This is a genomic window from Oceanospirillum linum (genome assembly GCF_001995095.2).
In the GTDB taxonomy this organism is placed as follows: Bacteria; Pseudomonadota; Gammaproteobacteria; order Pseudomonadales; family Halomonadaceae; genus Oceanospirillum; species Oceanospirillum linum.
On sequence record NZ_MTSD02000001.1, the window covers coordinates 872,219 to 884,667 of the forward strand.

A 12,449-nucleotide genomic window follows, 5' to 3' on the forward strand; every position below is an offset into this window, starting at 1 on the left:
TGAAATCAACTCCAAACCCAACGGGTTCAGACTAGGTCGAAAATTATTAGCAGGGAATTACAGCCCGGCTCCCTGCAAAAACTCAATCAGACCTGAAAGGCTAACGGTTTCCTGATCCCGGGCTTCGCGCATAAACTTAACAGCCACTTCGCCGTTGGCAACCTCACTCTCACCAAGAATCAGTGCAATCACGGCGCCGCTCTTGTCTGCTTTTTTGATTTGACTCTTAAAGCTACCACCACCGCAGTGCATCTGGGTGCGATAGCCCGTTTTTTCCCGCAGCATTTCACCCAACAGAAGACCGTGAGTTGCCATGCCTTCCCCAACAGCCGCAATAAAGATCTGTGGCTGACTACTGACATGATCCGGGATTACATCCAGAGTCTGCAACATCAGAATCAGACGCTCGATACCCATGGCGAAACCAACTGCAGGGGTCGCACGACCACCCAGCTGTTCAACCAAACCATCGTAACGCCCACCTGCACAGACAGTACCCTGCGAGCCCAGTTCCGTTGTTGTCCATTCAAATACGGTTTTACAGTAGTAATCCAGGCCACGAACCAGACGTGGGTTCAGCTTATATTCAATGCCTGCGGCATTCAGCATGCTACAGAGCTGCTCAAAATGTTCTTTCGATTCCTGATCGATGTAATCATCGAATACAGGCGCACCATTCAATAACTCCTGGGTATTTGGATCTTTACTATCCAAAATACGCATCGGATTGCTTTCCAGGCGACGCTGACTATCATCATCCAGCTGGTCTTTACGGGCTGACAGGAACTCAACCAGCGCAGCCCGGTACTCCGAGCGGGCCTCGGCAGACCCCAGAGAGTTCAGCTCCAGGGTTACTGAGTCATAGATACCCAGCTCTTTCCACAAGCGGGCACTGAGAATAATCAGTTCAGCATCAATATCGGGGCCTGCCATACCAAAGGTTTCCACACCGACCTGATGAAACTGACGATAACGGCCTTTTTGCGGACGCTCATGCCTGAACATCGGCCCTTGATACCAAAGACGTTGTATCTGGTTATACAGCAAGCCATGCTCTTCCCCGGCCCGCACACAACTAGCCGTACCTTCGGGGCGAAGCGTCAGACTGTCGCCATTTCGGTCATCAAAGGTATACATCTCCTTTTCGACAATATCTGTTACTTCACCGATGGAACGTTTAAACAGAGCCGTTTGCTCAACAATCGGCATACGGATCTCCTGATAGCTATAACGCTTCAGGAGACTCTCGACGGTGGATTCCAGATACTGCCAGATGGCACTTTGCTCCGGCAGAATGTCATTCATCCCACGGATAGCCTGAATTTTCTTAGCCAAAATCGTTTCCTAAATACTGTCTTTTATCTTTAAAAGGGTCTGACAACGTGTTGAATCAGAGACTACGTCATCAGGATATTGGTTTGCTCTCCCAGAGCATTTCTTTAGCTGATGCCAAAAGAGGCTACGTACACAACTTAAACTCTCATTCAGACAGAAATCAGCTTTTGGCGATCAGCTGCGCATCGGCCTCTTCTTTGAGGCGGGCCTGCTCACGAATCATCTGTTCAAGCTCAGCCGCAAGATTATCATTACTTAATTTCTGCGCAGGTTTACCATCGATATAAACCAGGTTTGGCGAGCCGCCGGTCAGCCCCAGGGATACTTCTTTGGCTTCACCCGGGCCATTAACCACACAACCAATCACCGCAACATCAATCGGAGTTCGTACATCTTCCAGCCGGGTTTCCAGTTCGTTCATTACGCCAATCACATCAAAGTTCTGGCGGGAACAGCTCGGGCAGGCGATAAAGTTAATGCCATTGCTGCGCAGTTTAAGACTTTTCAGAATATCAAAGCCGACTTTAATCTCTTCAACAGGGTCCGCTGCCAGAGAAACACGCACAGTATCTCCGATACCATCCATCAGCAGCATCCCCAAACCAACGGAAGACTTGACAGTTCCCGACCGCAAACCACCAGCCTCAGTAATCCCCAGGTGCAATGGCTGCTCAATCTGGCTGGCAATTTTACGATATGCGGCCACGGTCATAAAGACATCGGAAGCTTTCAGGCTCAGTTTAAACTCCTGAAAGTTAAGCCGATCCAGAATATCAATATGGCGCATAGCCGATTCCACCAACGCATCCGGTGTTGGCTCACCGTATTTTTTCTGCAGCTCTTTCTCCAAAGACCCGGCATTCACACCAATGCGGATTGGAATGCCATGATGACGGGCAGCATCAACCACCTGGCGAACACGGTCATCGCTGCCAATATTGCCCGGATTAATTCGTAGGCAATCTACTCCCAGTTCAGCTACTTTTAGCGCAATACGGTAGTCAAAATGGATATCTGCCACCAAAGGCAAATTAACCTGTTGACGGATTTTACCGAAGGCCTCTGCTGCCTCCATCGAGGGTACAGAGACACGCACAATATCTGCACCAGCCTCTTCAAGGCGACGAATTTGTCCGACAGTAGCGTTCACATCACAGGTTTCTGTGTTCGTCATACTCTGAACGGAGATCGGTGCATCACCACCAACGGGGACATTACCCACCATAATCTGGCGGGACTTACGGCGCTTGATCGGGGATTCAAAATGCACGAAATTGCCTCTCTCTTTAACAAATGGCCGTACTCAATACTCTAAGCCGCACTCAACACTCTATACTGCCTTACAAAACGGATAAGGCCTGCTCTACAAACAGCAAAGCTCCGGCCAATAAATTGACCAGAGCCTGACCGGAAAAGGAGCACAAGTGCCCCTATTTTAGATCTGATATCGCTCGTTCTGCACTCAGCATTTACTCGCCTAAGGTGAAACGCGCAATATTGTTGCGATTGGTGTGAGGTTTAAGATCAACCTCTTCACCCTGGTAACTCACCACAGCACCGGTAGCATTGCCGATCATCAGTTTAAACGGCGGAACCCCTTCAACCAGGGATTCATCACCAGCCTGTTTGAGATTTGAAACAACCTGAATACCTCGGCCATCAGTTATCTCAACCCAGCACTCTTCCGTATAAGTGATCATCAGCCGCGCCTGAACTGAAACAGCCTGACCAATTTCCTCTGGCGTTGGTTCGACGGAAACAGCCTCGGGCTCAGGCTCAGAAACACCACCGTCAGTAACTGATTCCTGAGTCAAAGGAAGCTCTTCAGCTGTCTCTTCAGCTGTATTTTCAGTGATAACCGGAGCCTCTTCCGATATAGCCCCATCGCTTGTATCACCCGGTTCTTCTGTCAGCCCTTCATCCTCGGTATCTGACAGATCCATCTGGGCAATAATCGTTTCTCCCTCGGACGTCTCAACTGTGACCGTATCACTCTGCACCAGACTCAGCGGTTCAGAACCATTTCGGCTTTGCCACCAAATAATTGACAGGGCAATCAGTGCAGCGACAACCGCGATGGTCGTATATTTAATCAGAGGGTCAGATGAGCTTCTCTGAGGTTTAATAACCTCAACTGGCTTATAACGCTCCTCAGGCTTAGGCTCTTCATTGAAATGTGTATTATAAATATCTATCAGAGCCTCAGCGTCAACCCCAACCAGTTTTGCGTATGCACGCAGATAACCGCGAATAAAGGTTGTACCAGGTAAAGCGCTGTAATTGTCTTCTTCAATCTGAGTAACAAAGGAGTGCTTCAGATTAAGTTTTTCAGATACTTCACGGGTTGTGAGCTGCATACGCTCACGGCCTTTTTTTAGCTGTTCTCCGGGCATATTCTCCGGAAGCTGGGCATCAGACTGAGTATCATCATGAGTGGCAACGGTATCGGTCATGATCGGATAAGTTCCTTGCGGTCTCGGTTCTGTATCGGTGTTTTAGCGTTTTGGTCTTTTAGTCCGCTTCTTTCAGCCGGGATAACTCAAGTAAAAAACGGCTGTGTTCTGCGCTTTCGCCCAACTGCTCGGCCAGTCGGATGCCTAACATTAAACTCCGCCCAGATGCTTTGGCAACTTTCAAATGTTGCTTTAAGTAACCCCAAGCACCTTGTGGGTGATTTTGCATCTCTTTAATAGATGCTAACTCTAACAGGGCTCGCGCGGAGTTACGATCTAATTGCAGAGCTCTTTTAAAAGAAGTTTCCGCTTGAGTGACCTGATTCAGCTGAAGCTGGCACAACCCCAGATTCTCAAATGCCAATCGCCGTTTTACATACAGGGTATCTTCTACGGTGATTTCAAGCTGATGACAGGCTTCAGAATAACGCTGTTGGCTGTAAAGAAAAGCCGCATAGTTATTCCTCGCCACTGAAAACGAGCCACCCGCCCTTAATGCCGTTTTAAAATACTCTTCAGCCAGCTCAAATTCACCTTCCTTCTGATAGATAAGCGCCATTCCATGCACCGCATCATAGGCTTTATCATCAAAGTTAAGGGCTTTTAAAAAAGCGCGCTTGGATCGCTCAATATTGTCACGTTCAAGATAAGCAAAGCCAAGCTGGGTATAAGAATAGACACTTTGCTGAATAGCAGATGGACTCGATCTGGGCTGTTCCGGTTGCGCGGAACAGCCCTGCAATGACCACATAAATATCATCATCCAATAAGCAGAAAAACAAACTCTGCTCTTTAGCTTCAGCACAAACTGCAATGCCATGGCCTTCCCTATGCCTGCCAATGATAGAGCCTAAAACAGTCCAAATTTCACACAAAACTCAATACTAGCTGAATATATGTTCAAATCTATCAGACAGCGTCCTGATTCTGACCCGCGTCAACAATCTGGACCGAATCAATCAGATTTTCTGCATATTTCGCACTACGGCGCGTTCTATCCATCACCTGCCCAACCAGCTGACCACAGGCAGCGTCAATATCATCACCACGGGTACTGCGCACAGTGACCACATAGCCGGAATCGATCAGGGCATCCCGAAAACGCATGATAGCATTGCGACTTGGGCGCATATAATCGTTGTTAGGGAAAGGGTTAAATGGGATCAGATTGATTTTGCAGTCCAGCTTACGCAGCACTTTGGCTAACTGAGCCGCCTGCTGCGGCTGATCATTAACACCGGCAATCAGAGTGTACTCAATCGTTATAGACCGGTTATCCCCCAGGGTATCCAGATAGCGCTGACAGGTATCCAGCAGCATATGAATCGGATACTTTTTGTTGATGGGCACCAGTTCGTTACGCAGCTCGTCATTTGGCGCATGCAGTGAAATGGCCAAGGCAACATCAATTTGACCGATCATCTTCTCCAGCTGAGGCACCACACCGGAGGTACTTAACGTCACACGACGCTTAGACAGGCCGTAACCCATATCATCAAGCATCAGGCGCATAGAGGACATTACCGGCTCAAAATTCATCAGCGGTTCGCCCATGCCCATCATCACAACATTCGTCACAGGGCGCTGTTTAGTGTCGGTCCGTGGGCCGAAGGAGCGCTGGGCCACCCAAACCTGGCCAATAATTTCTGCCGGAGTCAAATTTCGTTGAAAGCCCTGCTTACCGGTAGAGCAAAAACTACAATCCAAAGAGCAGCCTACCTGGGAAGAGACACACAAAGTACGGCGTTTCTCATCCATTGGAATCAGCACAGTTTCAATGCAGCTGCCACCATCAACCTTCAGAACCCATTTCCGGGTGCCATCATCAGAGAAGTCCTGGTAAACAATTTCCGGTCCACGCACTTCTGCAACATCTTTCAGCTTTGCCCGCAGGGCTTTGCTCAAATTAGTCATCTCATCAAAGTTATCCACACCGTAATGGTGAATCCACTTCATCACCTGAGCGGTACGGAAACGCTTCTCACCGATAGAATCGAAAAAAGCCTCCATCTGAGGTGTTGTTAAACCCAGTAGATTGGTTTTTGTTTGCTCGCTCATATCGTTATACCGGTAAAAAAAGAGAAGGGGTTATCTGGCGAAGGTTTCTGTCAGTTACTCATCAGTATAACTAGCAGCAAACATCACAGAAAAACCTGAAAGACGTTAAAATTCCTTTGTAAACAATGACCTGAAACACCGAATACAAAACCACAAACAGCCACTCTAGGTGGCTGTTTGTGTTTGGCCTGATCTGCACGGCAACACCGCTCAGTTCAGTCCCGCATCAGAAATTAACCCCGTGGGCAGATTTCATCAGCGTTGAAGAAGTAAGCTACTTCACGCTCTGCAGAAGCTGCAGAATCAGAACCGTGAACGGCGTTCGCATCGATAGACTCAGCGAAGTCACGACGGATAGTGCCTTCAGCCGCTTCTTTAGGGTTAGTTGCACCCATCAGGTCACGGTTAGTCAGAATTGCGTTTTCACCTTCCAGAACCTGTACAACAACAGGGCCAGAAGTCATAAATGCAACCAGGTCGCCGAAGAAAGGACGCTCTTTATGCTCAGCATAGAAGCCCTCAGCCTGCTCTTGAGACAGGTGAACCATTTTAGCTGCAACAACCTGCAGACCTGCGTTTTCAAAACGTGCAATGATCTGACCAACAACATTCTTAGCGACTGCATCAGGCTTGATAATAGAAAGAGTACGTTCAACTGCCATTGGATATTTCTCCAGCATATGTTCTGTGAAAAGTGTGAACAGTGAAAAAAGTGAACATTACTACGTAAGACATTTTTCATGTTCTGCCATAAAAACCCGCGAAGTATACGCAGATTGTTGGCAAATTAGTATGTCAAGCCGTGATTTTCTGGCAAAAAAACGTAAAAAAACCAACGTATATTTTAACACTGATCAAATCGACAATGATTCATCAACCCCACACGGGCAAACATGTCATCAGACATTAAAGCTTTCGCCACAACCACACTCATCTTTCACATTTGGGTTGTTAAAACGGAAAAAACTGTTCAGACCCTGAGTGACATAATCAACCTCACTGCCATCCAGAATATCGAGCGCCTCAGCATCGACAATCACCTTTACATCATGCTGCTCGAATACATGATCTTCAGAGGCCACTTCATCGGCAAAATCCAGTACATAAGAGTAACCGGAGCAACCGCTTGGTTTTACCTTAACCCGAAGGCCTTCGCCTTTGCCACGATCAGCCAGGCACTTACGAATATGACCCGCTGCTGATTCTGTAATTGTAACCGCCATAACGGACTCCTTAATAATCACCTCTGCCTTACGACAGAAACAGGTTCATAAATTTCAAAAAAATAACACTCTGTCTGCTTAACCGCCAAAATATCCACAACCACCTAAGGCTTGGACAAGGCTCAGGCCAACAGGTTCTGTCTCGCCACAGCCTTACCTATCATACCTAACTGCGCAGCGCTGAAACCGCACGTTTAACACTGGTCACCGCCTGTCCGATCTCATCCAAAGTGCTAAAGCGCCCCCAGCTAAATCGCAGAGAACTCAGTGCCAGATTCCGGCTTAACCCTATACCACTCAACACATAGGAAGGGTCAACACTGGCTGAGTTACAGGCAGAACCCGTAGATACCGCCACATCTTTTAAAGCCATTAGCAGTGACTCACCATCGACACCAGAAAAACAAACATTGAGAATACCTGGGTAACCGGACTCCAGGTCGCCATTAACCGAAACACCATCCAGTTCAGATATCCCCTGCCAGAACTGCAAACGAAGACGGGTCAAATGCTCATGGTCCTTTTCCAAACGATCAACGGCAATCTTCATCGCTTCTGCCATACCGATAATCTGATGAGTCGGCAGAGTACCTGACCGCATACCTCTTTCATGCCCACCGCCATGCATCTGCGCAGCAACTTTCAGCGCCGGATCACGCCGGACATAAAGAGCCCCCATTCCTTTCGGGCCATAAAACTTATGCGCACTGAAAGAGATCAGGTCTATCGGCATGTGAGCAAGATCCATTGCTATTTTCCCGCCCGCCTGGGCTGCATCAACATGAAATATTACGCCGTTTTCACGCAGCAGACTGCCGATCTCCAGCACCGGATTAATACTTCCCAGTTCATTATTCACCCACATAAAAGAAGCCAGGATCGTATCATCACGCAGGGCATCAGCAACCTGACCAACAGAGATCACCCCCTTGCTGTCCGGCTTAAGGTAGGTTACGTCAAAGCCCTGAGTTTCAAGCCAGCCACAGGTATCCAGTACAGCTTTATGCTCAATGGCAGAGGTAATAATATGACGCCCCTGAGACTGACGCGCCTCAGCGACCCCTTTCAGTGCCAGATTGTTCGACTCCGTAGCACCAGATGTCCAGACAATCTCTCTCAGATCACAACCAATCGACTTAGCAATAACCTGCCGCGCCTCTTCAACGGCCTGCTCTGCAAACCAACCCAGCATATGCGCGCGGGAGGCCGGATTGGCAAAACAACCGTCAGGGGTCAGATACTGCATCATTTTTTCTGCAACAAGAGGGTCAACCGGTGTGGTTGCAGCATAATCCATATATAAGGTTTGCATTGTTTCGATACCAGTTCATGCCACGACAGCAGTGGCTGATTAGCAACAAAAAAGAGAGAAAGGCTTATGTAAGCTGAGCTGTCGAAGACCCGCATTATATAGCGCTCAGACGACAAAGCCAGACCGAGGTCTGGCTTATCAGGCGCGGCCTCAATGCCGGATTACATCATCGCAATCTGGATTTTATTGCTGTCCTCTTCACCTTTAAGGCCACAAGCCTCACGCCCGGAATCTTCATGCTGACGCACCAGCTCACCCAGGCTGATACCATTCAGGAAGTTGTGGATCTGATCACTCAGCTGGCACCACAAATGATGGGTCAGACACTCGCGACCATCTTTACAGTCACCCTGTCCCTGACAGCGGGTTGCATCGACCGATTCATTAACAGCATCAATTACCTGAGCAACGAAGATATCATCACTTGCGCGACTTAACTGATAACCGCCACCCGGACCCCGAACACTACTGACCAGCTCATTACGGCGCAACTTGGCAAAAAGCTGTTCAAGATAGGAAAGTGAAATTTCCTGCCGCTTTGAAATATCAGCCAGGCTCACCGGCCCCTCAGTAGCATGTAACGCCAGATCCAGCATCGCTGTTACTGCATAACGCCCTTTGGTCGTTAGCCGCATTGTGTTATCCCCAATAGTTCAGATAAGTCCCAGGCAACTGCAGCCTGCTATCCGACATCAAACAAACCCTGACATCAAACAAATAAATCAGCAGTAAAGACTTTAGTTTACCCTTGTTGTTCAGGCATTATGATAACACCTACTGTTTTGGTCAAGTATTGAACAGTAAAAGCAGACCGATCTCAGCCAGAGCCTGAAACAAGCTTGATAAGCGACCTGATCATCCGATGCTATTTTTTCTGTTGCAGTCCGGCTGCTTTTTCTGTTGCCGTCAGAATGCCACGCAGAATATTCAGCTCTGTCTGATCCAGCCGGGCACGCTGATAAAGCCTGCGTAAACGCTGCATCAGATTACGGGGATTATCCGGGTCATAGAAATCCAGACCCATCAGAACCTGTTCCAGATGAAGATAGAAACGCTCAACATCGGCTGCATCTGCCCAGTCCACATCCCAGTCATCCCTCCAGTCAGGTAAGGTTTTGTTCTGCAGCTCAAGCCATTTAACTCTTAACTCGTAAACTAAAACCTGAACCGCCGCTGCAACATTCAATGAACTAAAGCTCTCATCTGTCGGGATATTGACATGAAAGTGGCAAAGAGCCAGTTCTTCATTGGTTAAGCCTCGATCCTCCCGCCCAAATACCAGAGCGATCTGTGCGCCCGGTTGCGTGATAACGGCCTGAGCCACTTCATCTGCCATCTGCCTTGGAGTGATCAGTGGCCAGCATAGATTACGCTGGCGAGCACTGGTTCCAATCACTAACTGGCACCCCGAGATTGCCGACTCCAGATTCTCAAAGGTAACGGCCTGATCCAGAATCTCATCAGCCCGGGAGCTTCGGGCATAGGCATCTTCATCAGGTTGTTTTTTTGGTGCGACCAGTGCCAGGTTCGATAATCCCATATTTTTCATCGCACGGGCTGCGGCACCAATATTGCCGGTATGAGTGGTATTGACCAATACAATACGAACATTCTGCAACAGCCCCTGAACACCTTCTGCCAGATCATTTACATTTGTCGGCATGACTCCAATCATCTCCATTATTTCAATTATCCGGACCCTGTTGACACCCAGCTCCGATCGAAGCTGACGACAAAGGTGCTACCGCTAAAACAGGAAAGCGTAAAAATTTCATTCCAGAATCATGCGGCCCATTTGTTGGGAGGGGTACTCTGCAAAGGAGCAACATCCGGCGAATATTTTACTTTAAACTCAATAAACTAGGGCTACCTTATCATCTGTTTAAAGCTGACAACATCTCCCCTCTGTGAGCCAGGCATAAGACTGACACAACCCTGCCTCCCTTGCTCTAAAGAAAACAGCCCTCGATTTCCGCTTTTTTTCTGGTATCATGCGCGCCTTCGTTCTTTAACAATGTTTCATCTGACGGTAATCGCATGCATCCAATGGTTCAATTGGCGCTGCGCACTGCGCGTAGTGCTGTGCAAAATTTTCAGCGTATCAACGAGCGTCTTGAATTTGCTCGTGAAGACAACAAAATCGAACAACTCCTTGATGATACAGCCCGCTCTGTAGAAGGCTACATCATCAATCAACTGCGTCGAGCTCATCCCGAACACAGCTTCAAAGGCCAATATGAACGGCTAAGCTCCGGTGAAGGAGAGGGAAAAGACGTACTTTGGAATGTACAGCCGACTCACGGATGGAACAACCTGGCTCGCTCTATCCCTCAGAGTGCGGTCTCTATCAGTATTGAAATCAAAGAAAAAATTGAGCACGTGGTTGTTATCAACCCGTTTACCGGTGATGAGTTCTACGCATCCCGTGGACGCGGTGCTCAGTTAAATGGCCGCCGTATGCGCGCCAGCAACCAGCGCTCCCTTGATGCCGGAAAATACGCACTACCTCTTCCGGGTCTGAGCACGCGCGCACGCAATTTCCCTATTTACATGGCGATGACACAACAGCTGGGCCAGGTAGCTGAAAGCTTCCACGCCAGTGGCTGTGTCTTACTTGACCTGCTAAGCACTGTGTCCGGCCACACTGATGCCTGTGTTGCCTTTGGTGCTAAAGATCAGGAGATGCGCATCGCAGCCGTCTTCGCAAAAGAAGCAGGCTCACTCATTGGAGCCATTGACGGCAGCCCTAACCTGCCGCAGGATGGTAACCTTATCGTTGCCAATCCTAAGATGTATAAGGTTCTGTTGCAGATTACTAAAGCACACCTGTAACCGCACTCTCATCACGGTTTAGCTTTCTTTCTCTACGAAAGCCAACGCCCCGGCCTGATAAGGCCGGGGCGTTTTTTATTGCCCTGCATTCTATTGAGCTATTGAGGAAAACTTCTCCTCCGGGAAAACCTCACTCATTGCACAGAAACCAAAAAACCGGCCACTTCACTCATTTAAGAAAAGTGCCGGCTTACAAAACAAAGACCCGGAAGCGGTGCTAGCTAAGGGCGATCATCCTCAACTTCACCTTCTTTCTCCGGCGCCATGAGATCTTCGCGGTCAACCTTCAAGGCCAGCAGTACATTCGCCGCGACATAGATCGATGAGTAGGTACCGACCAGCACGCCAGCGAGTAAAGCGATGGCAAAATTGTGGATCAACTCACCACCAAAGAAAAAGAGTGCAAGCAGCACTAACAAGGTAGTCAAAGAGGTGATCAGGGTACGGCCTAGCGTCTGATTCAGAGAAACATTGACGATATCCTCCGGTGTGCCCGTACGCAAACGGCGGAAATTCTCACGAATACGATCCGAAACCACAATCGTATCATTCAGGGAATAACCAATTACAGCCAGGACAGCAGCCAGAACAGTCAGGTCAAAATCCAGCTGAAGAATAGAAAACAATCCCAGCATAATGATCACATCATGCGCCAGCGCCGTAACCGAAGCGACAGAGAACTTCAGCTGGAAACGAAACGCAACGTAAACCATTACCAGTCCCAGCGCCAACAACATGCCAAGACCGCCCTGATCGCGTAGCTCTTCACCCACCTGCGCACCAACAAACTCTGCACGCTTCAGCTCCACATCGTAAGATGAATTGCTTTGAATAGCGGCCAGAACATCATTCCCGACAGTAGGGGAGAAACCCTGCGCCAGCCTGACCAAAATATCCAGATCGCTACCGAAGTTCTGTACGGTAACATCCTCAAAGCCAGCATTTTCCAGCTCACTGCGCAGATCATTCAGTACAGGCGGTTGCTGAAAGCTGACTTCCACCAATGTACCACCAGTAAAGTCCAAGCCCAGTTTGAGTTGATTTACTGCCAACGATGCCAACGACAGCAGCACCAGTGCAACAGAGATAAATCCAGCAATTTTACGCTTGGCCATAAAATCGATGGAGCGATTGATCCGTGACATACGTATTCCCACTTTATAGGGTTTTCCACTTTATCAGGCGGCGAATACCGCCCGACACGATCAGAGACTTCTGATACAACAAAAGACGCTC

Annotated in this window: 12 protein-coding genes; 1 reads left to right on the plus strand and 11 read right to left on the minus strand. The window is 48.6% G+C overall.

Annotated features, from left to right (window positions below):
• Positions 1–57: 57 nt before the first annotated feature.
• The 10 genes from hisS to BTA35_RS04150 all read right to left on the minus strand — a co-directional run bounded on the left by hisS (position 58) and on the right by BTA35_RS04150 (position 10,044).
• Entirely contained in the window at positions 58–1,335 is a 1,278-nt protein-coding gene (gene hisS / locus BTA35_RS04105; RefSeq protein WP_077243119.1) for a histidine--tRNA ligase, read from the minus strand.
• Between the two features lie 160 nt (positions 1,336–1,495).
• On the minus strand, positions 1,496–2,605 hold the full coding sequence (gene ispG / locus BTA35_RS04110; protein ID WP_077243120.1) for a flavodoxin-dependent (E)-4-hydroxy-3-methylbut-2-enyl-diphosphate synthase: 1,110 nt from the start codon (positions 2,603–2,605) through the stop codon (positions 1,496–1,498).
• A gap of 199 nt (positions 2,606–2,804) precedes the next feature.
• The gene (locus BTA35_RS04115; protein WP_077243121.1) at positions 2,805–3,788 is read right to left on the minus strand and encodes a RodZ domain-containing protein; all 984 of its coding nucleotides are present in this window, start codon (positions 3,786–3,788) and stop codon (positions 2,805–2,807) included.
• A 58-nt stretch (positions 3,789–3,846) separates the two neighbouring features.
• Positions 3,847–4,539, minus strand: coding sequence for a type IV pilus biogenesis/stability protein PilW (gene pilW, locus BTA35_RS04120; protein ID WP_160055099.1), 693 nt, complete (start codon positions 4,537–4,539; stop codon positions 3,847–3,849).
• A 158-nt stretch (positions 4,540–4,697) separates the two neighbouring features.
• Positions 4,698–5,846: a dual-specificity RNA methyltransferase RlmN gene (rlmN, locus tag BTA35_RS04125; protein ID WP_077243123.1), complete on the minus strand. Its 1,149-nt coding sequence runs from the start codon at positions 5,844–5,846 to the stop codon at positions 4,698–4,700.
• Positions 5,847–6,079: 233 nt separating this feature from the next.
• Positions 6,080–6,508, minus strand: coding sequence for a nucleoside-diphosphate kinase (gene ndk, locus BTA35_RS04130; protein WP_077243124.1), 429 nt, complete (start codon positions 6,506–6,508; stop codon positions 6,080–6,082).
• A gap of 237 nt (positions 6,509–6,745) precedes the next feature.
• The gene (locus BTA35_RS04135; protein ID WP_077243125.1) at positions 6,746–7,069 is read right to left on the minus strand and encodes a HesB/IscA family protein; all 324 of its coding nucleotides are present in this window, start codon (positions 7,067–7,069) and stop codon (positions 6,746–6,748) included.
• Between the two features lie 166 nt (positions 7,070–7,235).
• Positions 7,236–8,381, minus strand: a complete 1,146-nt coding sequence (locus BTA35_RS04140) for an IscS subfamily cysteine desulfurase (protein ID WP_077243126.1) — start codon at positions 8,379–8,381, stop codon at positions 7,236–7,238.
• 161 nt (positions 8,382–8,542) lie between these two features.
• The gene (iscR, locus tag BTA35_RS04145) at positions 8,543–9,016 is read right to left on the minus strand and encodes a Fe-S cluster assembly transcriptional regulator IscR (protein WP_077243127.1); all 474 of its coding nucleotides are present in this window, start codon (positions 9,014–9,016) and stop codon (positions 8,543–8,545) included.
• Positions 9,017–9,246: 230 nt separating this feature from the next.
• Positions 9,247–10,044 (minus strand): RNA methyltransferase, encoded by a 798-nt coding sequence (locus BTA35_RS04150; protein ID WP_238377476.1) that lies wholly within the window; start codon positions 10,042–10,044, stop codon positions 9,247–9,249.
• Between the two features lie 374 nt (positions 10,045–10,418).
• Here BTA35_RS04150 and BTA35_RS04155 point away from each other — a divergent pair, with 374 nt between their 5' ends.
• A complete protein-coding gene (locus tag BTA35_RS04155; RefSeq protein ID WP_077243128.1) occupies positions 10,419–11,213 on the plus strand; it encodes an inositol monophosphatase family protein in 795 nt (264 codons plus the stop codon).
• Positions 11,214–11,434: 221 nt separating this feature from the next.
• Here BTA35_RS04155 and secF read toward each other — a convergent pair whose 3' ends face one another.
• Positions 11,435–12,358 (minus strand): protein translocase subunit SecF, encoded by a 924-nt coding sequence (secF, locus tag BTA35_RS04160; RefSeq protein ID WP_077243129.1) that lies wholly within the window; start codon positions 12,356–12,358, stop codon positions 11,435–11,437.
• Positions 12,359–12,449: the final 91 nt, after the last annotated feature.